This is a genomic window from Cryobacterium levicorallinum (assembly GCF_004402405.1).
Taxonomy (GTDB): domain Bacteria; phylum Actinomycetota; class Actinomycetes; order Actinomycetales; family Microbacteriaceae; genus Cryobacterium; species Cryobacterium levicorallinum.
This window is the reverse complement of sequence record NZ_SOFE01000023.1, coordinates 47662-73406: the sequence shown is the minus strand read 5'-3', so window position 1 is coordinate 73406 and position 25745 is coordinate 47662. Positions and strand designations below refer to the sequence as shown.

The following is a 25745-nucleotide window of genomic DNA, read 5'->3' as shown; positions in this document are numbered from 1 at the left end:
GCGGCATGATGAATCCCCGGAAACGAACGCGCACGGTCAACGACCTGCCCCTGGCCGAGCTGTGCAGCGCCCGGCTCGACGGGCAGGTTTTTCAACTCGCCGACTCCTGGTGTGTGATCGATGAAATAGACGGATGCTCCACACGGGCCGTCTCCGCCAGCCGGCTGGTCCCACCCCGCGCCATCGCCGAGCGCCTCACCGCCGCGTGGATCTACGGCGTCGCACCTGAGCCCCGTCGCCACCAATTCTGCGTGCTCATTGGTGCGCGCACGACGGCCGTCTGGTCACCACGTGTTCAGCTGCGCGAAATCGTGCGCTCTCCCGATGACGTGCGTACCATCGCGAATGTCCGGGTGACCACTCCCCTGCGTACCGCCGTCGACCTGGCGCGCTATCCGCCAGCGACCTCGGGGGCCGAGATCATCGCGCTTCTAGCCCGGCTCCTGCACTACGGCGCGTATCCTGACATCTCCGCGGCCGTGCGCCTCTGCCAGCGCGGAAACCCAGCCTACAGCGTCGTCGCCGTGGCCAGGTTCGCGGCGGTCAACGAGGCGTTGCGCTCCCTGTACCAGTCGAGCGCAGCACCCGAGAAAGCAGTGGGCGTCTAGCCGTCGTTGACCCGGTAGACGTCGTAGACAGCATCGATGCGGCGCACAGCATTGAGGACGCGATCAAGGTGGGTGGTGTCACCCATCTCGAACACAAACCGGCTGAGCGCCAGGCGGTCACTCGACGTGTTGACCGTGGCCGAGAGAATGTTCACGTGATGCTCAGACAGCACCCGGGTGACATCGGAAAGCAATCCGGATCGGTCGAGTGCCTCGATCTGGATGTGCACCAGGAACAGGCTCTTCGACGTTGGCGCCCAGTCGACCTCGATCATGCGCTCGGGTTCCTTGAGCAGGGACTGCACGTTGTGGCACGCCGCCTGGTGCACCGAGACACCAGCACCACGGGTGACAAACCCGACGATCTTGTCGCCGGGAACCGGCGTGCAACAGCGGGCAAGCTTGACCAGAATGTCCGGGGCACCGCGCACGAGCACACCAGAATCAGTGTTCCGAGTGGTCTGCGGCCGGCCGCGGGCAGCAACCGGAAAGTCGTTGCTGTCATTGTCGTCGATGCTCTGCACCGAGGACACAACCTTTTCGAGCACGGACTGGGTCGAGACGTGGCCTTCACCGACCGCCGCATACAAGGCCGACACGTCATCATATTTGAGTTGAGCCGCGACCTCCGCGAAGGAGTCCTGGTTCATCAGCTTCTGCAGCGGAAGGTTCTGCTTGCGCATGGCCCTGGCGATGGCGTCGCGGCCCTGCTCGATGGCTTCGTCGCGGCGCTCCTTAGTGAACCACTGCCGAATCTTGTTGCGCGCGCGTGGGCTCTTGACGAAATTGAGCCAGTCCTTGCTGGGCCCGGAGTCGGGGTTCTTCGAGGTGAATACCTCGACAACGTCTCCGGTGATAAGTTCGCTCTCCAGCGGAACCAGACGGCCATTGACCTTGGCGCCCATGGTGCGGTGGCCGACCTCGGTGTGCACCGCGTAGGCGAAGTCAACCGGGGTCGCGCCCGAGGGCAGCCCGATGACGCGGCCCTTCGGCGTGAAGACATAAACCTCTTTGGCACCGATCTCGTAGCGCAGGGAGTCGAGGAACTCGCCGGGATCGGCGGTTTCGGCCTGCCAGTCGGAGATATGCGCCAGCCAGGCCATATCGGTGTCGCTCTGCGGACCCGGGCCGCCGGCGCTCTTGCCGTTGACCTGCTCCTTGTACTTCCAGTGCGCGGCGACACCGAATTCGGCGCGCTGGTGCATTTCGGTGGTACGAATCTGGATCTCGACCGCGCGACCGCTCGGGCCGAGCACCGTCGTGTGCAGCGACTGGTAGAGGTTGAACTTGGGGGTCGCGATGTAGTCCTTGAACCGCCCGGGCAGTGGGGTCCAGCGGGCATGAATAGAACCCAGCACGGCGTAGCAGTCCCTTACCGAATTCACGAGAACGCGGATGCCGACAAGGTCGTAGATTTCGTCGAATTCGCGGCCGCGCACGACCATCTTCTGGTAGATCGAGTAGTACTGCTTGGGGCGCCCGGCAACCTTTCCCCGAATTCGAGCGGACTTGAGGTCGTCACTGATGGTGTCGATGATCTGCTGCACGAACTCTTCGCGCTGCGGGGTGCGCTGTTTGACCAGGCTTTCGATCTCGGCGTAGAGCTTGGGGTACAGCACGGCGAAAGAGAGGTCTTCGAGTTCCCACTTGATGGTCTGAATACCCAGGCGGTGAGCCAGCGGTGCATAGATCTCAAGGGTTTCAGTAGCCTTCCGCACGGCGGATTCGTTGGGTACGAAGCCCCAGGTGCGCGCGTTGTGCAGCCGGTCGGCGAGTTTGATGATGAGTACGCGGATGTCCTTGGACATGGCGACGATCATCTTGCGCACGGTCTCGGCCTGAGTCGAGTCGCCGTACTTCACCTTGTCGAGCTTGGTGACGCCGTCGACCAGCATCGCAATTTCGTCGCCAAAGTCGGCCCGCAGGGCGTCGAGCGTGTAGTCGGTGTCTTCGACGGTGTCGTGCAGCAGCGCAGCAGCTATGGTCTTGGTGCCGATGCCAAGGTCGGCCAGAATTTGGGCCACGGCAACGGGATGGGTGATGTACGGCTCTCCGCTGCGCCGCATCTGCCCGTCGTGGGCACGCTCGGCGGCCGTGTAGGCACGCTCAATAATCGACAGGTCGACCTTGGGGTGGTTCAGCCGCACCGTCTTGATCAGGCGGTCGACGGCACCAGCGGGCTGGGCCCGAGAGAAGATGCGCGGAACCAAACGGCGCAGCGAGGCCGGAGATGGCGTCGTCGTGTCCGTCATAGTCTCACCTCTTAACTCACAGCGGTTGAAACCGCGCGGGCTGTGTTTGCGTTCCCTCAATTATGCCGGTTCGCGACGCCTCTCCCGTACGCTGCAAGCGATCCGCCCTGCCCACACGCAGCGAAACGGCCAGCCCATCGGGGCTGGCCGTTTCGATCAGAGAGCGAATGCTACGCGGTAACGGACTCCGCAGCCGGCGTCGAAGCCTTGGCGCGTGCCGCCAAAGCCTGCTTGTCGTGCCTACGAATGGCGGCCTCGCCAGCACGCAACTGAACATACAGCGGCGAAGCGATGAAAATCGTTGAGTAGGTACCGACCAGGATGCCGATGAGCAAAGCCAACGAAATGTCGCGCAGGGTGCCAGCACCGAGCACGAAGGCACCGATGAACAGAATGGATGCCACGGGCAGGGCGGCGACGACGGAGGTGTTGATCGAGCGCACCAGCGTCTGGTTCACGGCGAGGTTGACCGACTCCGCGAAGGTGCGGCTTGAGCCGGATCCATCGAAGTTGGTGTTCTCCCGAATCTTGTCGAAGACCACGACGGTGTCGTAGAGCGAGTAGCCCAGAATGGTCAGGAACCCGATCACCGCGGCCGGCGTGATCTCGAATCCGGTGATGCCGTAGAACCCGGCCGTGATCACGAGGTCATGGAGCAGCGCGACCATGGCCGCGACCGACATCTTCCAGGTGCGGAAGTAGATCGCCATGATGATACCGGCGAGCACGAGGAACACGATCAGGGCGCGCAGCGCCTGGCCGGTGATGTCCTGCCCCCAGGTCGCTCCGATGAAGGAGGTGGCCACTTCGGTGACCGGAACGTCATAGGCGGCGGCGAGGGCGTCGCGTACTTCCGTCGTCTCCCCCTCAGACATCTGGTCGGTCTGGATCCGAACACCGTCTGAGCCGACGGTGGAGACCTTCGGAACGACGTCGGGAGCGACGCTCGCGACGGCATCCGTTGCCGTGGTCTGCGACTGACTCGTCGTCTGGGAGACGACGAATTCGCTGCCGCCGGTGAATTCAATGCCGAACACAAAACCACCGCGCAGCAGGAACGGGCCGACCAGGGCAATGAGGATCATGCCACCGGCGATCAGGTACCAGAGTTTGCGGCGCCCGACGATATTGAGCGACCGTGCCCCGGTGTAGAGGTCATTTCCGAGCTGCGAGAAGCTGGCCATCAGGAATCCTTCCCGTCTGTCGATCGATCAGTACTGGTACTTACCAGCTCAGACGCCTTACGTTCGGCGATCGTTTGTCGCTTGGCCGCCTCTTTGCTCGAGGACGCCACCTTCCTCGCCGACATGGTCGACGAGGGTTCAAAGCGGGCACGGCCACGGTAAACCGCGCCGAGGGCACGAGGATCGAGGCCGCTGAGTTTGTGGCCCTCGTTGAAGAACCGGGTTTTCGCAACCAGCTGCAACATCGGGTGGGTGAACATGCTCACCACGAGCAGGTCGACGATGGTGGTGAGGCCGAGGGTCAGAGCGAAGCCGCGCACATTTCCTACGGCGAGCACGAACAATACGGCGGCGGCGAGAAAGTTCACGACGTCAGAGGCGACGATGGTGCGGAAGGCACGCTTCCAGCCGGCCTCGACCGACGACTCCAGCCCGCGACCGTCACGCAGTTCATCGCGTACGCGTTCGAAGTACACGATGAAGGAGTCGGCGGTGATACCGATCGCCACGATCAGGCCGGCAACACCGGCCAGCGACAGACGGTAGCCCTCACGCCAGGACAGGATAGTGATGAGCAGGTAGGTGATCACGGCCGCGACTGCGAGCGAAGCAACGGTCACGAGGCCCAGCAGACGGTATTGGGCGAGCGAGTACATGACGACGAGGATCAGACCGATTAAACCGGCGATGAGTCCGTTGAGCAGCTGTGTCGATCCCAAGGTGGCCGAGATGGTGTCCTGGCTCTGTACGGTGAAGCTGATCGGCAGAGCGCCGAACTTGAGCTGGTCAGCGAGGGCCTTCGAGCTGTCCTGGTCAAAGGAGCCCGAAATTTCCGGCCTGCCGTTGAGGATGGCTCCCTGCGTGTTGGACGGCGCCGAGATAACAGCGCCGTCGAGCACGATAGCGAATTGATTCTGCGCCCCGGTCAGGTTGTTCAGCCGCGTCGTGACGTCGGCGAACTTCGTGGTGCCCTCGCTGTTGAACACAATGTTGACGACCCACTCACCGGTGGTTGCGCCCGACGAGGTGGTGCGCTGACCATTGGTCGCGTCGGTGATGGTGGAACCGTCAACCTCGACCGGGCCGAGGATGTACTTAATCGAGCCATCCGTTTCGCAGGTGATGAGGGGTTCATCGGCCGGCGCGACGTTCGTGGTGTTGATCGCGGCACAGTCGAAGGCGTCATACTCGGCCTGCAGGGCCGGGGTGACGTAGTTCAGGTCGCTCGCGTCGGTGGGTTCGACCGTCGGAGTCGTGGACAGGCTCGGGTCGACGGTTGCCTCCGGTGCGGGGGTCGCGGTACCGTCGGCACCGACGGTCTGGCCCGAGGGCTGACCGGCCACGAGCACGGCGCGGAATTCCAGTTTGGCCGAAGACTTGATGCGCTCCAGGGTGGCGTCATCGGGGGTACCGGGGATCGATACGACGATGTTCTGGCCGCCCTGAGTGTTGACCTCGGTTTCGGAGACTCCCGAGGAGTTGATCCGCTGGCGAATAATGCCCACGGCCTCGGTGAGCTGCTCAGAGGTGACGGTCGCGCCGCTCTCGACCTGCGGGGCGAGAATGATCTGCGTTCCACCCTCGAGGTCGAGCGCCAGTTTCGGCGTCCACGACCCGTTCTGGGTGAACACGCCGAACGCGTTCAGAGCGATCAGGCCGACGATGAGCACGCCCAGCCAGGTCAGGGAACGCCAGGCCTTTTTGGCCGGAGACGACGACTTAGCCACCTATGAACTCAGCTTTCTGTTGGCGCCCACACCAGAATGTGTGGGCGCGCCGCGTGTTGCAGTACGTGCGTTGTTGGTGCGGGAGCTAGATTACGCGTCGCCCTTTTTCGGCTGTTCGGTGGTGTCGGTATCGCTCTCGACCACGCGCTGGCCGAATTCCGGCTCAGACAGTTCCGATTCACGCAGTGAGTCGATGCTTTCAACGGCAGAGTCGTCTTCGACGTCGTCGGCGACAATCGGCTCCACCACGCGAGCGATGGTCTGACGGTGGATCTCAACAATGACGCCGGGAGCGATCTGAAGTTCGACCTTGTTGGCCTCTTCGTCGATGGCAATGATCGTGCCGTACATACCGAAGTTGGTCATGACGTCGGCTCCGGGAACCATGGTCGCCTGCAGGGCTTCCTGGTCCTTCTTGCGCTTGCGGCCGTTGCGGAACATGAAGAAGACGAGTACGGCCAAAACGGCCAACATGACGAGAGTCAAAGAATCCATGGAGCGGTAAAACCTTCCGATTGCGGCGCGGGTGGCCGAAGCTTGTGGGTGAAGACCCGCCAGCAGGCCTAGAGAGAATATGCCTCTAGACAGGCGGGCCAAATTGAATTATAGGTCAAGAAGGGTCACACTTCCCTGTGGGGTAATGCCCAGGGGCGGTGTGAGACCAAAATGTTGCCAGGCCGCGCTGGTCGCAACACGGCCGCGCGGGGTACGCGTGAGGAATCCTATCCGTACCAGGAACGGCTCGACGACCGCTTCGACGGTTTCGGACTCCTCGCCGACCGAGACGGCCAGGGTGTTGAGGCCGACCGGTCCACCACCGAATCGCGTCAGGATGATCTTCATGACTTCCCGGTCCAGACGATCCAGGCCGATCGCATCGACGTCGTAGAGTTCGAGCGCCGCGTGCACCGCCGCGATGTTGGCGCCGCCCCCGTGCACGAGCGCGTAATCGCGCACCCGGCGCAGCAGGCGGTTCGCGATGCGGGGTGTGCCCCGGCACCGGCCGGCGATCTCGGCCAGCGCGTCGCGCTCGATCGGCAGGTCGATCAGCTGGGCGGCGCGATAGAGCACCTGTTCCAACTCGCTCTCGGCGTAAAACTCCAGGTGCGCGGTGAAGCCGAATCGGTCACGCAGCGGGTTCGGCAGCAGGCCGGAGCGCGTCGTGGCCCCCACCAGGGTGAACGGGGCAAGGTCGAGCGGCACCGAGGTGGCCCCGGCGCCCTTGCCCACCATGATGTCGATGCGAAAGTCTTCCATCGCGAGATAGAGCATCTCTTCGGCCGATCGCGCCATGCGGTGAATTTCATCGATGAACAGCACCTCACCGGGAACCAGTGAGGACAGCACCGCAGCGAGATCACCGGCGTGTTGAATGGCCGGTCCGCTCGACATGCGCAGCGGCCGGTTGCCCTCGTAGGCAACGATCATGGCGAGGGTGGTCTTTCCGAGGCCGGGCGGGCCTGCCAGGAGGATGTGGTCCGGCGTGCGGTTCTGCATCGTCGCGGCGGTCAGCAGCAGCTGCAACTGCCCGCGCACCTTCTTCTGGCCGACGAATTCGGCCAGGCTCGCCGGGCGCAGCGCGCCCTCGAAGGCGAGCTCGGATTCGCTTTCGAGCGAGGGGTTACTGAGCTCGACGCCCGGGTCCGTGGTCACGAACGGCCCGATCCGGTCGACGCAGCTGCAGACCCGGTGGCGTGGTGCGCCGCCGGGCCGAGGCGGCCGAGGGCCAGCCGGAGCACAGCGGCGACGGTCGGCGGCGCGGAATCGGCGCCGGCAGCGTCCGCCAGCTCGGTGAGGGCTTCATCGACGGCCTCAGCGGCGACCCGTTCGGACCAGCCCAGACCGATCAGGGCAGCCTGCACGCTCGCGGCGACCGAGGTAGCGCCGGGTCGGCGAGTCGGGGCGCTTTCGGCGCTGACGGCGATTTTTCCGGCGAGGGAGAGCACGATGAGTTTCGCGGTCTTGGGACCGATGCCGCTGACCTTGCGGAAGGCTGCGTCGTCGTCTGCATTGACGGCCTGCCCGATCTGGTTGGGGCTGAGCACGGCGAGCACGCCGAGGGCGGATTTGGGGCCAACCCCCGTGACGCCGACCAGCAGTTCGAACACGGCGAGTTCATCAGCCGTGGGAAAACCGTAGAGGGTAAGGGAATCTTCGCGCACGATGAGCGTGGTCGCAAGGCGCGCCTCGTCACCGATGCGCACGCCGAGGGCGGTAGCCGGCGTCACCTGCACCCCGAGGCCGACTCCCCCGACCTCGATTACCACCGTTGATGAGCTGGCGGTTGAGCCCACGGCAGACAGGACAAGGCCACGTACGGAAGAGATCACCGCTTAAGACTACGGGGCACCGCCGACACCGCTGGCACCGACCCGCGTTCGGCGGCACGCCAGGCCTTTTGCGCCGGGGTCAGCGCGGCAGGCGTTCCTGTGGCCGCTTTGACCGAGACGACGGTCGGCAGCGTGCCGCCGGAGGCGCCGGTGCGCCAGGCATGGCAGATCGCGAGGGCCAGGGCATCCGCTGCATCGGCGGGCTTAGGAATTTCGGTGAGCCCGAGAATGCGCGCGACCATGGTGCCGACCTGCTGCTTGTCGGCGGACCCGTACCCGGTGATGGCCGCCTTCACCTCGCTCGGGGTGTGCAGGGTCACCGGCAGTCCGCGCTGGGCGGCGAGCAACAGGGCCACCCCACTGATCTGGGCCGTTCCCATGACCGTGCGAACGTTGTGCTGGGCGAAAACCCGTTCGATGGCGATGAATTGCGGCCGGTGCCGGTCGAGCATCTCTTCGAGGCCCTGCGACAGCAGCAGCAGCCGCTGCTCCAGGGGCAGGTCGGGCGCGCTGCGCAGCACGGTCACGTCCACCAGGCGGGCCGAACGGTTGCCTTCGACATCGACCACGCCGACACCGCAGCGGGTGAGGCCCGGGTCGATGCCGAGAACCCGGACCGCCATCGAACTACTCGGACTCGCTCGAGAGTGCGGCCTGTACCTCGGCCGACAGGTCGTAGTTGGAATAGACGTTCTGCACGTCGTCGAGGTCTTCCATCGCGTCGATCAGGTGGAACACCTTGCGGGCGGTTTCGGCGTCGACTTCGACTTTGAGCGACGGGATGAAGGCGATATCGGCGGACTCATAGTCGATGCCGGCGGCCTGCAGCGCGGTGCGGGTGGCGACGAGGTCGCCAACGGAAGAGTGAATCTCGAAGGTCTCGCCCTCGTCGATGACCTCTTCTGCGCCGGCGTCGAGCACGGCGAGCATGATGTCGTCTTCGGTGATCGTGGGCAGGTGCTTGACCACGACGACACCCTTGCGGTGGAAGTTGTAGGCGACACTGCCCGGGTCGGCCATGGCTCCCCCATTGCGGGCCATTGCGGTGCGTACCTCGGCGGCAGCACGGTTCTTATTGTCGGTGAGGCACTCGATCATGATCGCGACACCGTGCGTGGCATAGCCCTCGTACATGATGGTTGTGTAGTCAACCTGTTCGCCAGACAGCCCGGCACCACGCTTGACGGCGCGGTCGATGTTGTCGTTGGGCACGGAGGTCTTCTTGGCCTTCTGAATGGCATCGACCAGCGTCGGGTTACCCGAGAGGTCAGCGCCGCCCAGGCGGGCCGCAACCTCGATGTTCTTGATGAGCTTGGCGAACGCCTTGGCTCGTCTGGAGTCGGTGACCGCCTTCTGGTGCTTGGTGGTGGCCCATTTGGAATGCCCGGACATACATCTCCCGTTGTTGTGCTCGAACAAGCTGTGTTCGAATGAGTTGTGCTCGATCAGGCTCTGATGATCGCTGCGAAGTCGGTGCACGCTTGGTGCCGACTCAGTCTATCCCGGTGTGACTTCCAGCAGCTTGTGCAGCGTGTGCAGGTTGCGGGTGGTGGTGGTGTCGCGGTACTTGAGCTTGGCGCTCTTCTTACTGAAGGCACTCTTGATGCCGACGGCTTTGCGCACCTCCCAGTACAGCACGCCGTGGCCGAGTTCGATGCGTTCGTCGGTGGCATCGAGTTCCTTGGCGTGTCCGGCCAGCTCACTGAGGTGGCCGGGGTCGGAGGAGAACATGACATAGGGGTGCCAGCCGTCGCGGTCGGCGTCGAACGGGTACGAGCGCACGATGCGGTCGAGCGATTCGGCGTCGACGAGCACGATCCATGCTTCGTACTCGAAGCGAGCCGTCAGGGCGGCTTCGATGCGCGCCTTGAGGGCTGCGGCATCCACTTTGTTAATCAGCGGAGTGTCGACGAGCGGACTGTCGATGCTGAAGATTACATTGCCGCTCGCCAACACCGTTTTGACGTCGGTGAAGCCGAGTTCGCGAAATGTGTCGGCGAGATCGCTCATTGCGATGGTGATGCCGTTGACGTTGATGCCACGGAGCAGTGCTACATATCGGGTCATCGTTGACCACCGGTTGTCTGAGTCATGTCTGAACCCTAGCCACACTCGCGCGCGCGGCACAATTGGGCCTGGCATCAGCGGGCGGCGGCGACCAATTTCTGCAGGAAATACTGGTGAAAACGGTATTCGCCGGTGATTTCCGGATGAAAAGAGGTGCCGAGCAGGTTGCCTTGTTCCACGGCGACGCAGCGGCCGTCGGCGAGGGTGGCCAGTGCGGTCGCCCGATGCCCGACGGTCTCCACGATCGGCGCCCGAATGAACACCGCGTGCACGGGCTTCTCGCCGAGCGCCGGAATGTCCAGGTCGGTCTCGAAGGAAGCGGTCTGCGAACCGAAGGCGTTGCGGCGCACGGCGATGTCGAGTCCGCCGAGGCTCTGCTGGCCGTTCATGCCACCGAGAATCGTGTCGGCGAGCATGATCAGCCCCGCGCAGGTTCCATAGACCGGCAGCCCGCCGCGGATGGCTGCGCGGAGCGGTTCGGCGAGGCCGAAGGTACGGGCGAGCTTGTCCATGACGCTCGATTCGCCGCCCGGAATGACCAGACCGTCGACCTGGAGCAATTCTTCCGAACGGCGCACCAGGGCGACGTTCGCGCCGAGCGCGCGCAATACCTGCGCGTGCTCACGAAAGTCGCCCTGCAGGGCGAGCACCCCGACCCGCAGACCTGCCGGTACAGCGGCCTCTGCCGGTCGGGTGCCCATCGAGAGAATCGTCACGAACGGTCGGGCTACCAGCCGCGCGTAGCGAGGCGGTGCGGTGCGGGGATGTCCGACACGTTGATGCCGACCATGGCCTCACCGAGACCGCGGGAGACCTCAGCGATGACCTTGGCGTCGTCGTAGAAAGTGACAGCCTTCACGATGGCGGCGGCACGCTGTTCGGGGTTGCCCGACTTGAAGACGCCGGAGCCAACGAACACGCCGTCAGCACCGAGCTGCATCATCATGGCGGCGTCGGCCGGGGTGGCCACACCTCCTGCAGTGAAGAGAACAACGGGCAGCTTTCCGGTTGCGGCGATCTCAGCCACCAGTTCGTACGGCGCCGCCAGCTCCTTGGCGGCAACGTACAGCTCTTCCTTGCTCAGCGAACCGAGACGACGAATTTCTCCGTTAATGGTGCGAATGTGCTTGGTGGCCTCGGAGACGTCGCCGGTGCCAGCTTCGCCCTTGGAGCGAATCATGGCCGCACCCTCGTTGATGCGGCGGAGTGCCTCACCGAGATTGGTGGCACCACAAACGAAGGGAATGGTGAAGTTCCACTTGTCGATGTGGTTGACGTAGTCGGCCGGGCTGAGCACTTCGGACTCGTCGATGTAGTCGACGCCGAGCACCTCAAGAATCTGCGCCTCAACGAAGTGGCCGATGCGGGTCTTCGCCATGACCGGGATGTTGACCTCGGCAATGATGCTGTCGATCAGGTCAGGGTCGCTCATACGGGCAACTCCACCCTGCGAGCGGATATCGGCGGGAACGCGTTCGAGCGCCATGACGGCTACAGCGCCGGCGTCTTCAGCAATGCGAGCCTGGGCAGCGGTGACGACGTCCATGATGACGCCGCCCTTGAGCATTTCGGCGAGTCCCCGCTTGACGCGGCTCGAGCCAACTTGTTCGGCAGAGTTTGATTGAGTCATAGCTACGATTATATTCCTTGCGCGGTGGTGGTCTGGTCGGCGGCTGGTGTCGGTCGAACGGATGACCGGGGCGTGCCAGCACGCTGCCCGGCCTAGAGCAAAACTAAACTAGAGGGAAGCTGCCGTGGCGGCCGAGGGAGTCAACGCGCCCGGCCAGCCGTCGGCAATTTCGCGCCGAACTTCGCCGAGCAGGCGCGGGATGGCCTTGGTGCCGGCGATGATCGGAAAAAAATTCGAGTCTAAGGCCCAGCGCGGCACGATGTGCTGGTGCAGGTGCTCGGCGATGCCGGCCCCGGCGATACGTCCCTGATTCATACCGATGTTGAAGCCGTCACAGTTCGACACCTGGGTGAGCACCCGCATGGCGATCTGGGTGAACTCGCCGATTTCGGCGATCTCCTCCGGAGTGGCCTGGTCGTAGGTGGCGACGTGCCGATACGGACAGACCAGCAGGTGGCCGCTGTTGTACGGAAAAAGGTTGAGCAGCACGTAGGCATGGGTGCCGCGCGCCACGATCAGCGCCTTCTCGTCGTCCAGGGTCGGCGCGATGCAGAACGGGCAGTCGTCGGGGTGCGGCTGCTGCCCGTCCTGGATGTAGACCATCCGGTGCGGCGTCCAGAGCCGTTGGAAGGCATCCGGAACACCCGCGAATTCTGCATCGGTTTCGTTGGCACCCGCGCCGAGCGCGTCGGAACCGCGCAGCCGATCGGCCGGAATCGCCGACACGCTAGGCCTGCACTTCGGCCACAGCGGGGGCGACCGGGGCGACCGGAGTCGTAGTCACCTGCGCACGGTTCTCGATCGACTCCACGATGATGCGCACGGCCTCGTCTACCGGCACCCCATTCTGCTGCGTCCCATCGCGAAAGCGAAAGCTCACCGCGCCGTTGGCCTGGTCATCTTCGCCCACGATGAGCTGGTACGGCACCTTGGCCTTGGTGTGAGTGCGGATCTTCTTCTGCATGCGATCGTCAGAATGGTCGACTTCGGCGCGCACGCCGGCCTTCTTCAAGGTGGCGATCACGTCGTCGAGGAAGGGGCCGTACTGCTCGGAGACGGGAATACCGACAACCTGCACCGGGGCCAGCCAGACCGGGAACGCCCCGGCGTAGTGCTCGGTGAGCACGGCAAAGAAGCGCTCGATCGAGCCAAACAGGGCGCGGTGAATCATGACCGGGCGCTGGCGGCTGCCGTCATTCGCGGTGTATTCGAGGTCGAACCGTTCGGGCAGGTTGAAGTCGAGCTGAATGGTCGACATCTGCCAGGTTCGCCCGATGGCGTCCTTGGCCTGCACCGAGATCTTGGGGCCGTAGAAGGCCGCTCCACCCGGGTCGGCGACCAGATCGAGACCGGAGGCTTCGGCGACCTCGCGGAGCGTCTCGGTGGCTTCGTCCCAGGCTTCGTCGCTGCCGACGAACTTTTTTGGGTCTTTGGTGGAGAGTTCGAGGTAGTAGTCCTCGAGTCCGTAGTCGGCGAGCAGCTGCAGCACGAAGTTGAGGGTGCTGGTGAGCTCCTCCTTCATGCCTTCCTTGGTGGTGTAGATGTGGGCGTCGTCCTGGGTCATGCCGCGAACGCGGGTAAGGCCGTTGAGCACGCCGGACTTCTCGTACCGGTAGACCGATCCGAATTCGAACAAGCGCATCGGTAGGTCACGGTAGCTGCGGCCACTGGACTTGAAGATGAGGTTGTGGAACGGGCAGTTCATCGGCTTGAGGTAATAGTCGACGCCCTGGCGGGTGACGTGACCGGTGTCGTCACGTTCCTCGTCGAGGTGCATCGGGGGAAACATGCCTTCGCGGTACCAGTCGAGGTGGCCGGAGGTTTCGAACAGGTTCGACTTGGTGATGTGCGGTGAATAGACGAAATCGTAGCCAGCCTCGGCGTGGCGTTTGCGGGAGTAGCTCTCCATCTCCTGCCGAATGATCCCGCCCTTGGGATGGAACACGGCCAGGCCGGAGCCGATCTCCTCCGGGAAGCTGAACAGGTCGAGTTCGGCACCGAGCTTGCGGTGATCGCGCTTGGCCGCCTCTTCCTGACGGGCCTGGTAGGCGCGCAGTTCGTCCTTGGTGGGCCAAGCGGTGCCGTAGATGCGTTGCAGCTGCGGGTTCTTCTCTGAGCCGCGCCAGTAGGCGGCGGCCAGGCGGGTGAGTGAGTAGCCGTTGCCGATCATGCGGGTGTTGGGCAGGTGTGGGCCGCGGCAGAGGTCCTTCCAGACCGTTTCCCCGGACTTAGGGTCGACGTTGTCATAGATGGTCAGCTCGGCGCCGCCGACCTCGACCGACTCGTCGTCGGCGGTCGGGCTGTTGTTGGCGACAGCGTCGCCCTCACCGGGACCGCCCTTGATGCCGATGAGTTCGAGCTTGTAGGGTTCGGCGGCCAGTTCGGCGCGGGCTTCGTCGTGGGTGACGACGCGACGCACAAACCGCTGGCCCTGGCGGATGATGCGGTCCATCGCCTTTTCGAGCGATTTGATGTCCTCGGGGGTGAACGGGTCGGCCACATCGAAGTCGTAGTAGAAGCCGTCGGTGACGAATGGGCCGATGCCGAGGAGGGCGGCCGGGTTGACGGTCTGCACGGCCTGGGCCAGCACGTGGGTGGCCGAGTGGCGCAGAATATTCAGGCCATCGGGAGAATCTATGGTGACCGGTTCGACAGCATCCGTCGGCAACACGGTGGCCGCCAGATCTTTCAACTCACCGTTGACGCGCATTGCGACAACGGATCGGTCGGTGAAAAGCGCAAAGCCGTCAGCCACGTGTATTACTCCCTGTTGTTTGCCTACCCATCAACTTTAGCGGCGTGCGCCGGGCTGATCGTCGGTTGAGCGACCGAGAGACCGCGATAGCGCTCGCACGCCCTACAAACCGAGCCGATATGGGAGTACTTTGTCCGTGATTTGGGGGTCCGAGCACCACCGACCGCAAAGAAACGTGCCATGACAATATTACCTCACCCAACCCCAGCGGCCCGCAGCGGCGCGAAGCGTTCCTGGCGCCTGCCGGCACTGGTGATTGCGTCCGTGCTCGGTGCCCTGATCGTCGCACCCGCCGCATCGGCAGCAACGGATGCCCCGGCCCTTTCCCCGGGGCGGGGTACGGTCAGCATTGAGGCTGGCACCTTTGACTTCTACTTTGCCGGCCAGGCGGCATCCGTTTACGGCGAGATCTCGGCCGTTGCCCCCGCCACCGCCGTTCCGACGGGAAGTGTGCGCGTCGTGTCGATTGAGCCCGGTAACCGCACCGAGACACCCGCGCTCCTGCCGAGCGACACGGCCGGCATCTTCTTCTCCGATGCCTACCCCAGCAAGGCCGGTACGCGCCAGTTTCGAATGGACTATCTCGGGGATAGAAACTTTTCCCCGGCATCGAAAACCTTTAACTACTTCGTGCCGACCGGACCCGACACCAAAACGACCCTGACCGCGACGCCGTCCGGCACCATCACGGCCGGCCAGCGCATCACCTTCACCGCAGACGTCACGGACAGTCAGGGCCGCGCCCTGGACGGTGATCGTTCCAGCGAAGAGATCGCCTTCTTCGACAATGGCCGACCGCTGGTCGGCGACCAGGTATTCGGCGAGTGGCATTCGACGATCACGACGACGAGGTTGTCCGTGCGGGTGCACCGCATCACGGCGGAGAGTTTCGCCGTCTTCTATAACCCATCGACCTCACCAACAGTGGTTGTCACGGTCGTGGCGAAGCCGGCCAGGGTAAGTCGAACGCTGACCGTCATGCCCCGGGGTGATGTGCACGTGGGAACGCCCGTCTCGGCCACAGCGACATTCACGTCAGCGGCCGGAACGGTGACCGGGTTCGTGCAGTTCTATGACGTGGCGACCAAGGTCGGCCAGCCCGTAGCGCTTTCGAAGGGTTCAGCCACGTTCAATTACACGTCATTGAAGGTGGGCACGCACGCGCTCGTGGCCCGCTACCTGGGTACGACGAAGTAAGCTCCGGCGTTGACCCTGCCGCGATTGGTGCGGGTTATTCGGTAACGGGAGAGGGTGAGAGTTCAGCGTCGCTGAACTCTCACCCTCTCCCGGCGACCTGGGCGCGGCATCCGCTTTCGCGGGTTGGCCGACGCGCAAATCAGGCGCTGACCTAAACCGACTCCGACGAACGTTCGATCACGAAGTCGGCACCGGGATACACGATGCTCTCGTGCCGGTCGTCGAACAATACGAGGTACGGCGGCCCGCCGTCGATCCCGCGAACCTCAAGTATCTCGCCGCGACGGTCCGGCCGTTCCACCGTTTTGCCGCGAATGACAATCCGATCTCCCTCTGTGGCGCGCATTGCACTCACCTCCTGCGCGCAAAACTACGCGGGCAGTGGATGCTGCACAAGGGCACACCAGCCGGCGTGTTGCCCAGATAGTGCACGGCCGGTTTTGCGTACAAAAAAACCCCGTTTGACCGGGGTTTTCGTGTTTCTTCAAACGCTGTGTGGGCGATACTGGGATCGAACCAGTGACCTCTTCCGTGTCAGGGAAGCGCGCTACCGCTGCGCCAATCGCCCAAGATTCTGGGAATTACGGTGTCTCTGCAATACAGTTCTCGGCGAATGCACCAAGAATTGAGGTGGATACGGGATTCGAACCCGTGTTAACGGCTTTGCAGGCCGCTGCCTCGCCTCTCGGCCAATCCACCAGTTGGGTTCATACCAAACGAATTGGAACCGCACCCAAAGGTGCGATTCCAGTTCATTCGAGCGGATGACGAGATTCGAACTCGCGACCCTCACCTTGGCAAGGTGATGCGCTACCACTGCGCCACATCCGCAACTGTTCGCATTTCTGCGTACTCAGAGACTCTAGCTGAATAGCCAGACGGAAACCAAACCGAGGCTTTTACGGCGTGTTGCGCGGGGTGGCGTGGGTGGGGTGCGGGCGGCGCGGGAGTTGCGCCAGGAGTAAGGGCCCTGGCCACAACACTCGCGCAACACGCTGCGCTGGACCTGCGCCAGTTCCGCCGTCTCCCGCGCAGCGGCGAAGCTCCCGCGCAACGTGGCTGTGCCGTCGAGCTGGTGCGGGGGTGGCCCGCGCCACACCGCGAGCGGCGTCGATGTGCGGCGACCCGCCAGTCTGGGCTAGTATCAAAAGTCGCACCAGCAACTTTGGTTTGTGGTGTGAGTGCAATTGGGCGATTGGCGCAGCTGGTAGCGCGCTTCCTTCACACGGAAGAGGTCGTGGGTTCAAGTCCCGCATCGCCCACCGCGAATACACGAAAAGCCCCGAGAAATCGAGGCTTTTCGTGGTTAAGTCGCCTGATTCACGCCGTCCTCAGGCAGCGACGTTGACCACGGCGACCTGGGCGAGGCGGGCCTTCGCAGCGTGCTCGACCAGATTGGAACCGTACTGACGAACCGGCCTGCCGTTCAATTTCACGTATTCGAGTTCAACGGCTTGGTCAACTCGCGATCGCGCAACCAGCAAAAACTGCGCCGTCAGCCGCTCGATAATTTCGTGGATATTCTGCCGTTCCGTGCGTTTCTCCATGGAACCAGTGTCCAGCGGCCCATCTCGCTTACGCACCCCCTGTGCGTGTTCCTCCCGAAGCACGCCGTCGCACGGTGGCATTTACTCGCCGCCCCAGCTATCCAGGGCTGCTCGGCAGACACCTAGTCTGAGACGCATGGACCTGCTCCTCGACATCTGGCAGCGCATGACAACTCCGCACGCCGCGCTCGCCCCCCTCACCGCGTGGCTGACCGTGGCGGCGGCCGCGGCTATCGTGTTTTTTCCGCCGGTATGGCGCCTGGCCCGGCACGCCATCACCATCGTGCACGAGGGCGGCCACGGAGTCGTCGCGGTGGTCTGTGGGCGGCGGCTGGGCGGCATCCGCTTGCATTCGGACACCTCAGGACTCACCGTGAGCCGCGGTCGCCCGAGCGGGCCGGGCATGATCTTCACCCTGTTGGCCGGTTACCCCGCCCCCGCGCTGCTCGGCCTTGGCGCTGCCTGGCTACTCAGCCGGGGGTACGACCTGGGATTGCTCTGGGCGTTGCTCGCGGCGCTCGCGCTACTGCTCGTGCAGATTCGCAACTGGTTCGGGCTCTGGTCAGTCGCCGTCACGGGTGCCATCGTCTTCGGTGTCTCTTGGTTCGGCACGCCGCAGGTACAGGGCGTGTTCGCCCTACTGGTCACGGCATTTCTCCTGCTCGGTGCGCTGCGCACGTCCCTCGAGCTGCAACAGTCCCGGTCGCGCAGGGCCGGGACATCGTCTGACGCCGACCAGCTGGCTCGGCTCACCCACATTCCAGGGCTGTTCTGGGTGGCCGTCTTTCTCGGCGTCCAACTGGGCTGCGTTACGCTCGCCGCGATACTGCTGGGTTTTCTTCAACCCTGAGCGCTGCGGGCAGCCAATCGTGACAGGCTTAATCACATGACAAATATTGCAATCATCGGCGGGCACGGAAAAGTTGCCCTCCACCTGGCCCGTCTGCTCACGACTGCCGGCCACGAGGTCAGCTCCCTCATCCGCAACCCCGAGCATGCCGCCGACGTTTCGGCGACCGGCGCAACCCCCTTGCAAGCGGATGTCGAGAATCTGTCCACCGATCAGCTCACGACCCTCCTGGCCGGCCACGACGCCATCGTGTGGTCCGCCGGGGCCGGCGGGGGAAGCGCTGAGCGCACCTATGCGGTCGACCGAGATGCGGCCATCCGCTCAATGGTCGCCGCAGCGCGGGCCGGCATCTACCGTTACGTGATGGTCTCCTATAAGGGATCGCGCGCCAACCACGGTGCCTCCCCCGACGACGGCATGTTCGCCTACTACGAGGCCAAGGCGGCAGCCGACGACTACCTGCGAGCAACCTCACTGAACTGGACCATCCTCGGACCGAGCGCGCTGACCCTCGACGCCGCGAGCGGTTCCATCATGGTGGGGTCCGACGGCACGGGCGGCGACACCTCACGCGAGAACGTCGCGCTCGTCGCCGCAGCCGTGCTCGCGAGCGACAACAGCATCGGCAAGTTCATTGAGTTCACCGACGGCGACGTTCCCGTTGGCGAGGCCATCGCCGCCGTCCACTAGCGGCCCTGGGAAATCAGAACCCGAAGTCTCCACCGAAGTCGCCGCCGCCGAAATCTCCTCCAGCGTCTCCACCGGAGTCGCGGCCCGAATCGGCGTTGGTCTCGCTGTCCGCGTCGGCACCGGCATCTGTGCCGCCACCGTCCATCGGCATGAAGGAGCTGACCAGCGCCGATCCGATGACGAAACCGGCGACCGTACCGAGCAGTGATCCGCCGACCATGCTGCCAAAGCCCATGCCGTTCTGGTTTCCGAAGGTACGGGTGAGCGTGCCCGGCTCGCGGAGCTCGGCCCGGGTCGCCGCCTGGGCCAGGTGGGCCGGTGCGGCATCCGCTGGACGCTCACTCGGTTCGAGGTTCTCGGTGAGCTGGCGAAAGAGAATATCGCGCTGTTCCTCGGTCAATTTGGAGAACGCCTCGGTGTGCACCTTCTCGATGGTCTCGGGCGGTGCGGTGCGCAGCAGGTACTGGTAGCGCTCGACGGCGATCTCATCCTCACTGCGGACCGGAGCGCTATTCGACCGCACTGGCCGATCGTCGGTGGGTGCCTGCTCCTTGCGGCCGAGCAGAAAATCAAGAAATCCCATGGTGTACTCCTTCAGTATCGTGGTCGATCAGAACATTTTTTCAGAACTCTCTGAGTACGCCCACCCGGTCAGTTGCCCCGTCCGAACCAGGTCGTCACGCCGGGCGAGTAGAGCACAGAGTCGGGAGCGCGATCGGCCAGACCGGGGAAACCGGCTGCGGCCAGCAGGGTGTCGTCAATACTCAGGAGCTCGGCACGGTATAACGGCCACGGCTCATGATGGTTGCGCAGGTGCACGATGCGACCACGGATGCTTGTGAACAGGGCCCAGCGCGCGGTCAAAAAATCGGCCAACGGGTCATCCAACACGGCGACTGAACCCGGCCGAGCCACCACCTCGGTGTGCGCGGTCCGGTCGCGGTGGCGCGTCGCGGTGTACCGGTACTGTTCGGAATCAACCGAGAGCCGCGTGCGCGACCAGATGTAGGGCAGCGAGAACAGCGCACGCGCCGCGAGCACGGCAGCGAGGCGGCTGGCCTCCAGCGATACGAACACAACGCCGCGACGCCCCCGGGCGTCAACGGCGTAGAGGCGCACGTTTACCTCGACAAAGGTGCCGAAGTACGGAATCGGCGGGCTCCCGAGAACGGTCGCGCGATCGAGGACGAACGGGATCAGGCCCACCCAGCTCGATTCGTCATGCTCATCGGGAACCAGGCCGCTGGGCAGGAGCGGCGCGATCAGCGCAGCATCCACTCGCCAATGCAGAAACACCAGGTGCGACCAGCGCTGGCTGGCCACGGCCCGCCCGGCCAGGGGCGGTGCGATCGTGGAGATGGGCAAGGACTCTGCTGGAGTCACCGCTGTCCTTTCGGGCCGACGTCGGTAGTCGGTTCACGATACTTCAGTTTTGCGTGCCCCGCGCCTGTTGATCGGCCGGGAAAGCACGCGGGGCGCCGGCTGCGCTCAGCAATCGCGAAGGAGGCCTGTGTAACCATGAACAATACGAGATCGTGACCAAACAACACGTGCAGCATCAACTAAGGGAGACGAATGCCAGGCTCAACCGTGCTCGACCTCTTGCTCATTCTGTTGTTGGTCGTCGCCCTCGTCAACGGCTACCGCAGCGGTCTGTTGCGCAGCCTGACCGGCATAATCGGCGCGGTCGCCGGTGGATTCGCCGCCTTCTTCGTGGTACCGCTGGTCGGCGGCTGGATTCCCGCGCCGGAATGGCGCACCCCCGGCACGATCGCCGTGGCCGTTCTGCTCGTACTCATTGGACACTCGGTCGGTGCTTCCGCCGGCAGCATGGTCGGCCGCAAATCGAAGCGTTCCCCGCTCGGTACGATCAACCGCGTACTCGGTGCAGCCTTCGCTGCGGTCGCCTCGGCGCTCGTGGCGTCGATGGTCGCGTTTAGCATCGGTGCCCTGGGCATACCATTCCTCTCCCCCGCCATCGCTGAATCTACCGTGGTGTCCCGCATCGACTCGGCGACCCCTGACCGGGTCAAGGCCCTCCTCGCGCAACTTCGCTCCGTTGCGGTGTCCCAAGGTCTGCCGCGCATCGTCGACGCCTTCACCGGCCCGACACCGGATGCTGCCCAGGCCGACACCAGCAGCCCGGCCCTGGCCGTGGCCGCGCAGTCCGTCGTACGCATCACCGGAACGGCCTACGCCTGTGGCCAGAGCCAGTCGGGCAGCGGATTCGTGGTGTCCGACGGCCGCGTCATCACCAACGCCCACGTCGTGGCCGGGGTGAACCAGCCCGTGATTGAGACGCCGTCCGGTGAGGCTTTGGCCGGGGAAATCGTCTACTTCGACCCGGTCGATGACCTCGCCGTCATTTCGGTGCCTGGACTCGGCGCAGCCCCACTCACTGTCGGCGCCGATCTTTCCGCGGGCAGTGGCGCGGTCGCCGACGGGTACCCCTTCGGCGGTCCGTACGTCTCCGACCCGGCCCAGGTTATCTCGCTCGGCACCATCAGCGTCGCCGACATCTACGGCCAGGACCCGACGCCGCGCCAAGTGTACACCGTGGCGTCCGACGTGCAGCAGGGCGAGTCGGGCGGTCCGCTGCTGAGCGAGTCCGGCCTCGTCGTGGGCGTCATCTTTGCCAAGGCGTCCAACACCGACAATGTCGGCTACGCGCTCGCGCTCGATGAGGTTCAGCCGGTCATCAACGAGGCACCGGGCCGGAACGCCCCGGTCTCGTCCGGCACCTGCGTTCGCGGCTGAGTCAGCGGCATCCGCTCACCCGCAGTTGCGGCAGTGCCCGCGGTATCCATTCGCCGCAGTTCGGTGAGCCCGCGGCATCCGTTCACCCGCCGCATCCGTTCACCGGCGGCACCGTGGGCGGGTACGCAGAAAGGCGGTACCGAAGCGGATGATCCCGCTTCCGTACCGCCCGTTACCCGACCAGTCGGGACTGTTCAAAGCCTAGACACGCTCGAGGGCGTAGCCCTCTTCACCATGGACGCTGGTGTCGATTCCGGCCAGTTCGTCTTCGTTCTTGATGCGGAAACCGATGGTCTTCTCGATCGCGAGACCAAGCAGGTACGCGATGACGAAGGAGTAGACGAGGACCGAGAAGGCCGCGATAGCCTGCACGGCGAACTGACCGAGGTCGCCACCGGTGAACAGGCCGGTACCGATGGCGAAGAAGCCGAGGTACAGGGTGCCGATGATGCCGCCGACGAGGTGGATGCCGACCACGTCGAGCGAGTCGTCGAAGCCGAGCTTGAACTTGAGTTCGATGGCGAGGGCGCAGACGGCACCGGCGACGGCACCCAGCAGCAGCGCCCAGCCGGGCTCGAGGTTGGCGCAGGCCGGGGTGATGGCGACAAGTCCGGCAACGGCACCGGATGCTGCACCGACCGAGGTGGCCTTGCCGTCCTTGAACTTCTCGACCAGCATCCAGGCGAGGATGGCCGCTGCGGTGGCACCGAGGGTGTTGACGACAATGATGCCAACGTTGGCGAGGCCGTTGAGCCATTCGGCGCCGGCGTTGAAGCCGAACCAGCCGAACCAGAGAATGGAGGCACCGATGAGCACGAGCGGCACGTTGTGCGGCTTGGTGATGCCCTTCTGAAAGCCGACCCGCTTGCCGAGAACCAGCGCGAGGGCGAGAGCAGCTGCACCGGCGTTGATGTGCACCGCGGTGCCGCCGGCGTAGTCGATGACGCCCGGGAGGCTCAGCGTCTCACCCAGTTTCATGATCCAGCCACCGCCCCAGACCCAGGCCGCGACAGGGAAGTAGACGAGGGTCGCCCAGACACCGGCGAAGATCATCCAGGACCCGAACTTGGCCCGGTCGGCGACCGCGCCACTGATCAGGGCAACGGTGATGATGGCGAAGGTGGCACCGTAGGTGGCACCGAGCAGATCGATGCTGCCGGTCTCGCCCATGGCGAGCTGGCCCAGGCCGAAGTCCGAGAACGGGTTTCCGGCGAATTGAGTGGGGCTGCCGACAGCGCTCATGTTGAAGCCATAGAGGATCCAGAGGACGCTGATGAGACCCAATGCGCCGAAGCTCATCATCATCATGCTGATGACGCTCTTGGCCTTGACCAGTCCGCCGTAGAAGAAGGCGACACCCGGTGTCATAAACAACACCAGTGCGGTGGCTGTCAGCCCCCATGCAATGCTTCCGGTATCCATAGATTGTCCTCACGCGTTTCGAATGTGCAGGGTGTAACGCGAAGTGAGCCACCTCGGATACGAGTCAAGTATCTGAGGTGGCCGTTACAACAAACGTTCCGACGTGTTTCGTGTCGGTTACGAGCCTGAGTGAATTGTTAACGCCACGTTTCGTGCGTCGTGCGCGGTGAATGTGCGCTAATCGGTGTGCGGCGGTAGCTCACCGGTGGTGAGGGCGACCATACGCGACTGGGAGCGCTGGTATTTCTTGCGGTAGCCGCCCGCCATCATTTCGTCGTCGAACACCTCGTTGAGTGGGCGCCCGCTCGCGACGATGGGAATTTCAGCGTCGTAGACGCGGTCGATGAAGGCCACGAGGCGAAGGGCATCCGTTTGATCGGTCAGCAGGTACACCCCGCGTATGGCGATGACCTCGACGTCGCGAATGACCTTGACGTACTTGGAGGGATGCACGGTGCCGAGGTGGCGCATGAGGGCACCGAAGTCGTCTTCGGTTACCTTCGAACCGCGCTGAAGGAGGGTATTCACCAGGTGTTCGCGGGCTTCGGGTTCGACGGAGACGGCCTGGCCGGACACGTTGCGACGACGGTAGTCGAGCCCGTCGATGCGCAGGGTCTCGAAGTTGGCGCTCATTGCGGAAATCTCCCGCAGAAAGTCCTGCGCGGCGAACCGGCCCTCGCCGAGCGAGTTCGGCGGGGTGTTCGACGTGGCGGCTACCCGGGTGCCGGTGGCGACGAGTTCGCCGAGCAACCGGGTCATCACCATGGTGTCGCCCGGATCGTCGAGTTCGAACTCGTCGATGCAGATGAGCTTCGCGCTGCGCAGCTCCTTGATGGTTTCCTGGTAGCCGAGCGCACCGACCAGCGCGGTGTATTCGATGAAGGTACCGAAATACTTGGGGCCGGTCGCCGCATGCCAGAGCGCTGCGAGCAGGTGGGTCTTGCCGACGCCGAAACCGCCGTCGAGGTAGATACCGGGCAGGTCTTCCTTGGCCTGACGGCGGCGGGAGAAGAACCCGGCCGGGCGGGGGTTAACGAATTCGATGAGTTTCTCGACCGCGGTCATCTGCGACGGATAGTCATGGTCGGGGCGGTAGTTCTCAAACGAGGCGTGTTCAAACTGGGGAGGCGGCACCAGCTCGGCCACGATTTCGCGACCGGTGATCGTCGGCGTGCGGTCGGCGAGTTGCGGAACCGTGTGCTGTGCCTTTTCGTGGGCCTCTGGTGCCATGCTGAAACGCCCGTTCTCGTTCTTCGTTCTGCGAAATGCGCGGTGTAACCAAAATGCGCAGTGTGCCGGCACCGCGTAGGTTTAACTGGTGGGCATCGATAAGCCTAATCCGCGGTCAACCCGACTTGCGAATGCATCCGCTGCCCACCTGGAGGTTACATGTCTGCCCCGTTCGACACGACCGAGAAATTCGCCGCCTACGCGCACCCCTCGAAACTGGTTTCCACGCAGTGGCTGGCCCAACACCGGGGCGATGCCGGTCTCGTGGTGGTCGAGTCCGACGAAGACGTGCTGCTCTACGAAGTCGGCCACATTCGAGGCTCGGTCAAGATCGACTGGCACACCGACCTCAATGACAAGGTCAACCGCGACTACATCGACGGCGCCGCCTTTGCCGCCCTGCTGTCGAGCAAGGGAATCGCCCGCGACAGCACCGTCGTCATCTACGGGGACAAGAGCAACTGGTGGGCCGCCTACGCCCTCTGGGTCTTCACCCTGTTCGGTCACGACGACGTGCGCCTGCTTGACGGTGGCCGCGAGAAATGGCTCGCCGAGGAACGCGAGATGACCACGGACGCCTCGAACGTCACCCCTACCGACTACCCCGTCGTCGAACGCGACGACGCTCCCATTCGGGCGTTCAAAGACGACGTACTCGGCCACTTCGGACAGCCGCTCATCGACGTGCGCTCCCCCGAGGAATACAGCGGAGCCCGCACGACGATGCCCGCCTACCCGGAAGAGGGTGCCCTGCGCGGCGGCCACATTCCCTCGGCCGCCTCGGTGCCGTGGGCTCGCGCTGCAGACACCGACTCGACCTTTCGCTCGCGCAGTGAACTCGACGCGATCTATCGGGATGAGGCCGGACTGACCGACGGCGACGACGTGATCGCCTATTGCCGCATCGGCGAACGCTCCAGCCACACCTGGTTTGTGCTGACCCACCTGCTCGGTTTCGAGAATGTGCGCAATTACGACGGATCCTGGACCGAGTGGGGCAACGCCGTCGCCGTGCCGATCGCCGTCGGCACCGAGCCGGGCGACGCCCCGGCACCGGCACCTCGCCGATGACCGCGGACCTGCTGGCCGAGATTCGGGAGGATTTCCTCGCCCTCGAGCAGAAGGACCGACTGCTGTTGCTGCTCGAGTTCGCCAACGAACTGCCGGAACTTCCGCAGAAGTTTCAGGATCACCCCGATCTGCTCGAACGCGTCGTCGAATGCCAGTCGCCGGTCTTCATCTTCGTTGAAGTGGATGCCGATGGTTTGTTCCACCTGCACGCGACGGCTCCCCGCGAGTCACCCACCACCCGCGGCTTCGCGTCGATCCTTGCGCAGGGTCTCGACGGCCTGAGCGTGGAGCAGGTGCTGGCCGTTCCCGATGACTACCCGCAGTCGATCGGACTCAGTGAGGCCGTCTCACCGCTGCGCCTACGCGGCATGAGCGCGATGCTCGGCCGGGCCAAACGTCAATTGCGGGAGCGTGTGGCTGCGTGACGC

26 protein-coding genes and 4 tRNA genes are annotated in these 25745 nt (G+C 64.1%); 8 read left to right on the top strand and 22 right to left on the bottom strand.

Going from position 1 to position 25745, the window contains the following annotated elements:
- The first annotated feature begins 5 nt into the window (after positions 1-5).
- Positions 6-608, top strand: coding sequence for a type IV toxin-antitoxin system AbiEi family antitoxin (locus E3O11_RS12445; RefSeq protein ID WP_134495553.1), 603 nt, complete (start codon positions 6-8; stop codon positions 606-608).
- Here E3O11_RS12445 and E3O11_RS12440 read toward each other — a convergent pair.
- The 13 genes from E3O11_RS12440 to thrS form a co-directional block, all read right to left on the bottom strand.
- A complete protein-coding gene (locus tag E3O11_RS12440; RefSeq protein ID WP_092449113.1) occupies positions 605-2860 on the bottom strand; it encodes a RelA/SpoT family protein in 2256 nt (751 codons plus the stop codon). The genes E3O11_RS12445 and E3O11_RS12440 overlap by 4 nt on opposite strands.
- A gap of 170 nt (positions 2861-3030) precedes the next feature.
- A complete protein-coding gene (secF, locus tag E3O11_RS12435; protein WP_092449114.1) occupies positions 3031-4044 on the bottom strand; it encodes a protein translocase subunit SecF in 1014 nt (337 codons plus the stop codon).
- Positions 4044-5771 (bottom strand): protein translocase subunit SecD, encoded by a 1728-nt coding sequence (gene secD, locus E3O11_RS12430; RefSeq protein ID WP_092449115.1) that lies wholly within the window; start codon positions 5769-5771, stop codon positions 4044-4046. The genes secF and secD overlap by 1 nt, the downstream gene beginning before the upstream one ends.
- Before the next feature lie 90 nt (positions 5772-5861).
- Entirely contained in the window at positions 5862-6266 is a 405-nt protein-coding gene (gene yajC, locus E3O11_RS12425; protein WP_092449116.1) for a preprotein translocase subunit YajC, read from the bottom strand.
- Positions 6267-6374: 108 nt separating this feature from the next.
- On the bottom strand, positions 6375-7424 hold the full coding sequence (ruvB, locus tag E3O11_RS12420) for a Holliday junction branch migration DNA helicase RuvB (protein ID WP_092449117.1): 1050 nt from the start codon (positions 7422-7424) through the stop codon (positions 6375-6377).
- A complete protein-coding gene (gene ruvA / locus E3O11_RS12415) occupies positions 7421-8101 on the bottom strand; it encodes a Holliday junction branch migration protein RuvA (RefSeq protein WP_092449118.1) in 681 nt (226 codons plus the stop codon). The genes ruvB and ruvA overlap by 4 nt, the downstream gene beginning before the upstream one ends.
- On the bottom strand, positions 8098-8724 hold the full coding sequence (gene ruvC / locus E3O11_RS12410) for a crossover junction endodeoxyribonuclease RuvC (RefSeq protein ID WP_092449119.1): 627 nt from the start codon (positions 8722-8724) through the stop codon (positions 8098-8100). Before ruvC ends, ruvA begins: the two co-directional genes overlap by 4 nt.
- Positions 8725-8728: 4 nt before the next feature.
- Entirely contained in the window at positions 8729-9493 is a 765-nt protein-coding gene (locus E3O11_RS12405; RefSeq protein ID WP_092449190.1) for a YebC/PmpR family DNA-binding transcriptional regulator, read from the bottom strand.
- A 105-nt stretch (positions 9494-9598) separates the two neighbouring features.
- Positions 9599-10168 (bottom strand): DUF1697 domain-containing protein, encoded by a 570-nt coding sequence (locus tag E3O11_RS12400; RefSeq protein ID WP_092449120.1) that lies wholly within the window; start codon positions 10166-10168, stop codon positions 9599-9601.
- A gap of 74 nt (positions 10169-10242) precedes the next feature.
- Positions 10243-10869: a pyridoxal 5'-phosphate synthase glutaminase subunit PdxT gene (pdxT, locus tag E3O11_RS12395; protein WP_092449121.1), complete on the bottom strand. Its 627-nt coding sequence runs from the start codon at positions 10867-10869 to the stop codon at positions 10243-10245.
- A gap of 26 nt (positions 10870-10895) precedes the next feature.
- On the bottom strand, positions 10896-11798 hold the full coding sequence (gene pdxS, locus E3O11_RS12390) for a pyridoxal 5'-phosphate synthase lyase subunit PdxS (RefSeq protein WP_092449122.1): 903 nt from the start codon (positions 11796-11798) through the stop codon (positions 10896-10898).
- A gap of 108 nt (positions 11799-11906) precedes the next feature.
- Positions 11907-12500 (bottom strand): HIT family protein, encoded by a 594-nt coding sequence (locus E3O11_RS12385; protein ID WP_092449191.1) that lies wholly within the window; start codon positions 12498-12500, stop codon positions 11907-11909.
- A 25-nt stretch (positions 12501-12525) separates the two neighbouring features.
- Positions 12526-14508: a threonine--tRNA ligase gene (thrS, locus tag E3O11_RS12380; protein ID WP_218026650.1), complete on the bottom strand. Its 1983-nt coding sequence runs from the start codon at positions 14506-14508 to the stop codon at positions 12526-12528.
- A gap of 225 nt (positions 14509-14733) precedes the next feature.
- Between thrS and E3O11_RS12375 the strand changes: the two genes are divergently transcribed.
- Entirely contained in the window at positions 14734-15750 is a 1017-nt protein-coding gene (locus E3O11_RS12375; protein ID WP_092449124.1) for an Ig-like domain-containing protein, read from the top strand.
- A gap of 151 nt (positions 15751-15901) precedes the next feature.
- Here E3O11_RS12375 and E3O11_RS12370 read toward each other — a convergent pair whose 3' ends face one another.
- The 4 genes from E3O11_RS12370 to E3O11_RS12355 form a co-directional block, all read right to left on the bottom strand.
- Positions 15902-16096: a DUF1918 domain-containing protein gene (locus E3O11_RS12370; protein ID WP_092449125.1), complete on the bottom strand. Its 195-nt coding sequence runs from the start codon at positions 16094-16096 to the stop codon at positions 15902-15904.
- A gap of 150 nt (positions 16097-16246) precedes the next feature.
- Positions 16247-16318, bottom strand: a tRNA-Val gene (locus E3O11_RS12365).
- A gap of 60 nt (positions 16319-16378) precedes the next feature.
- Positions 16379-16449: transfer RNA gene (locus E3O11_RS12360), tRNA-Cys, on the bottom strand.
- A gap of 60 nt (positions 16450-16509) precedes the next feature.
- A tRNA-Gly gene (locus E3O11_RS12355) sits at positions 16510-16581 on the bottom strand.
- Between the two features lie 358 nt (positions 16582-16939).
- On the opposite strand from E3O11_RS12355, the gene E3O11_RS12350 reads away from it, so the two are divergent.
- Positions 16940-17012, top strand: a tRNA-Val gene (locus tag E3O11_RS12350).
- Between the two features lie 69 nt (positions 17013-17081).
- On the opposite strand, the gene E3O11_RS12345 is transcribed toward E3O11_RS12350, so the two are convergent.
- Positions 17082-17297: a three-helix bundle dimerization domain-containing protein gene (locus E3O11_RS12345; RefSeq protein WP_092449126.1), complete on the bottom strand. Its 216-nt coding sequence runs from the start codon at positions 17295-17297 to the stop codon at positions 17082-17084.
- Positions 17298-17433: 136 nt separating this feature from the next.
- Between E3O11_RS12345 and E3O11_RS12340 the strand changes: the two genes are divergently transcribed.
- Both E3O11_RS12340 and E3O11_RS12335 read left to right on the top strand, forming a co-directional pair.
- On the top strand, positions 17434-18147 hold the full coding sequence (locus E3O11_RS12340; protein WP_092449127.1) for a M50 family metallopeptidase: 714 nt from the start codon (positions 17434-17436) through the stop codon (positions 18145-18147).
- A gap of 36 nt (positions 18148-18183) precedes the next feature.
- Positions 18184-18837 carry an SDR family oxidoreductase gene (locus tag E3O11_RS12335; RefSeq protein ID WP_092449128.1) on the top strand — a complete coding sequence of 218 codons (654 nt, stop codon included), beginning with the start codon at positions 18184-18186 and terminating at the stop codon, positions 18835-18837.
- 13 nt (positions 18838-18850) lie between these two features.
- Here the strand turns inward: E3O11_RS12335 and E3O11_RS12330 are convergent, their stop codons facing one another.
- Together E3O11_RS12330 and E3O11_RS12325 are read right to left on the bottom strand one after the other, a co-directional pair.
- Positions 18851-19420 carry a hypothetical protein gene (locus E3O11_RS12330; RefSeq protein WP_092449129.1) on the bottom strand — a complete coding sequence of 190 codons (570 nt, stop codon included), beginning with the start codon at positions 19418-19420 and terminating at the stop codon, positions 18851-18853.
- A gap of 68 nt (positions 19421-19488) precedes the next feature.
- Positions 19489-20220, bottom strand: coding sequence for a YqjF family protein (locus E3O11_RS12325; protein WP_092449130.1), 732 nt, complete (start codon positions 20218-20220; stop codon positions 19489-19491).
- 192 nt (positions 20221-20412) lie between these two features.
- Between E3O11_RS12325 and E3O11_RS12320 the strand changes: the two genes are divergently transcribed.
- Positions 20413-21594 (top strand): MarP family serine protease, encoded by a 1182-nt coding sequence (locus tag E3O11_RS12320; protein WP_092449131.1) that lies wholly within the window; start codon positions 20413-20415, stop codon positions 21592-21594.
- Positions 21595-21795: 201 nt separating this feature from the next.
- Here the strand turns inward: E3O11_RS12320 and E3O11_RS12315 are convergent, their stop codons facing one another.
- Together E3O11_RS12315 and zapE are read right to left on the bottom strand one after the other, a co-directional pair.
- On the bottom strand, positions 21796-23016 hold the full coding sequence (locus E3O11_RS12315) for an ammonium transporter (protein ID WP_092449132.1): 1221 nt from the start codon (positions 23014-23016) through the stop codon (positions 21796-21798).
- Between the two features lie 177 nt (positions 23017-23193).
- Entirely contained in the window at positions 23194-24246 is a 1053-nt protein-coding gene (gene zapE / locus E3O11_RS12310) for a cell division protein ZapE (protein ID WP_092449133.1), read from the bottom strand.
- A 159-nt stretch (positions 24247-24405) separates the two neighbouring features.
- Between zapE and E3O11_RS12305 the strand changes: the two genes are divergently transcribed.
- Together E3O11_RS12305 and E3O11_RS12300 are read left to right on the top strand one after the other, a co-directional pair.
- Positions 24406-25317, top strand: coding sequence for a sulfurtransferase (locus E3O11_RS12305; RefSeq protein ID WP_092449134.1), 912 nt, complete (start codon positions 24406-24408; stop codon positions 25315-25317).
- The gene (locus E3O11_RS12300) at positions 25314-25742 is read left to right on the top strand and encodes a SufE family protein (RefSeq protein ID WP_092449135.1); all 429 of its coding nucleotides are present in this window, start codon (positions 25314-25316) and stop codon (positions 25740-25742) included. Before E3O11_RS12305 ends, E3O11_RS12300 begins: the two co-directional genes overlap by 4 nt.
- The last annotated feature ends 3 nt before the right edge of the window (positions 25743-25745 follow it).

Bases quoted from the DNA above. Each gene is read 5' to 3' on its own strand.
- yajC (WP_092449116.1), bottom strand. From the start codon at position 6,266: ATGGATTCTTTGACTCTCGTCATGTTGGCCGTTTTGGCCGTACTCGTC.
- pdxS (WP_092449122.1), bottom strand. From the start codon at position 11,798: ATGACTCAATCAAACTCTGCCGAACAAGTTGGCTCGAGCCGCGTCAAG.
- E3O11_RS12370 (WP_092449125.1), bottom strand. From the start codon at position 16,096: ATGCGCGCCACAGAGGGAGATCGGATTGTCATTCGCGGCAAAACGGTG.
- E3O11_RS12300 (WP_092449135.1), top strand. From the start codon at position 25,314: ATGACCGCGGACCTGCTGGCCGAGATTCGGGAGGATTTCCTCGCCCTC.
- E3O11_RS12305 (WP_092449134.1), top strand. From the start codon at position 24,406: ATGTCTGCCCCGTTCGACACGACCGAGAAATTCGCCGCCTACGCGCAC.
- E3O11_RS12375 (WP_092449124.1), top strand. From the start codon at position 14,734: ATGACAATATTACCTCACCCAACCCCAGCGGCCCGCAGCGGCGCGAAG.
- ruvC (WP_092449119.1), bottom strand. From the start codon at position 8,724: ATGGCGGTCCGGGTTCTCGGCATCGACCCGGGCCTCACCCGCTGCGGT.
- E3O11_RS12335 (WP_092449128.1), top strand. From the start codon at position 18,184: ATGACAAATATTGCAATCATCGGCGGGCACGGAAAAGTTGCCCTCCAC.
- E3O11_RS12315 (WP_092449132.1), bottom strand. From the start codon at position 23,016: ATGGATACCGGAAGCATTGCATGGGGGCTGACAGCCACCGCACTGGTG.
- E3O11_RS12340 (WP_092449127.1), top strand. From the start codon at position 17,434: ATGGACCTGCTCCTCGACATCTGGCAGCGCATGACAACTCCGCACGCC.
- E3O11_RS12320 (WP_092449131.1), top strand. From the start codon at position 20,413: ATGCCAGGCTCAACCGTGCTCGACCTCTTGCTCATTCTGTTGTTGGTC.
- E3O11_RS12445 (WP_134495553.1), top strand. From the start codon at position 6: ATGATGAATCCCCGGAAACGAACGCGCACGGTCAACGACCTGCCCCTG.
- thrS (WP_218026650.1), bottom strand. From the start codon at position 14,508: ATGCGCGTCAACGGTGAGTTGAAAGATCTGGCGGCCACCGTGTTGCCG.
- E3O11_RS12400 (WP_092449120.1), bottom strand. From the start codon at position 10,168: ATGACCCGATATGTAGCACTGCTCCGTGGCATCAACGTCAACGGCATC.
- E3O11_RS12345 (WP_092449126.1), bottom strand. From the start codon at position 17,297: ATGGAGAAACGCACGGAACGGCAGAATATCCACGAAATTATCGAGCGG.
- E3O11_RS12440 (WP_092449113.1), bottom strand. From the start codon at position 2,860: ATGACGGACACGACGACGCCATCTCCGGCCTCGCTGCGCCGTTTGGTT.
- pdxT (WP_092449121.1), bottom strand. From the start codon at position 10,869: ATGGGCACCCGACCGGCAGAGGCCGCTGTACCGGCAGGTCTGCGGGTC.
- zapE (WP_092449133.1), bottom strand. From the start codon at position 24,246: ATGGCACCAGAGGCCCACGAAAAGGCACAGCACACGGTTCCGCAACTC.
- secF (WP_092449114.1), bottom strand. From the start codon at position 4,044: ATGGCCAGCTTCTCGCAGCTCGGAAATGACCTCTACACCGGGGCACGG.
- E3O11_RS12330 (WP_092449129.1), bottom strand. From the start codon at position 19,420: ATGGGATTTCTTGATTTTCTGCTCGGCCGCAAGGAGCAGGCACCCACC.
- E3O11_RS12405 (WP_092449190.1), bottom strand. From the start codon at position 9,493: ATGTCCGGGCATTCCAAATGGGCCACCACCAAGCACCAGAAGGCGGTC.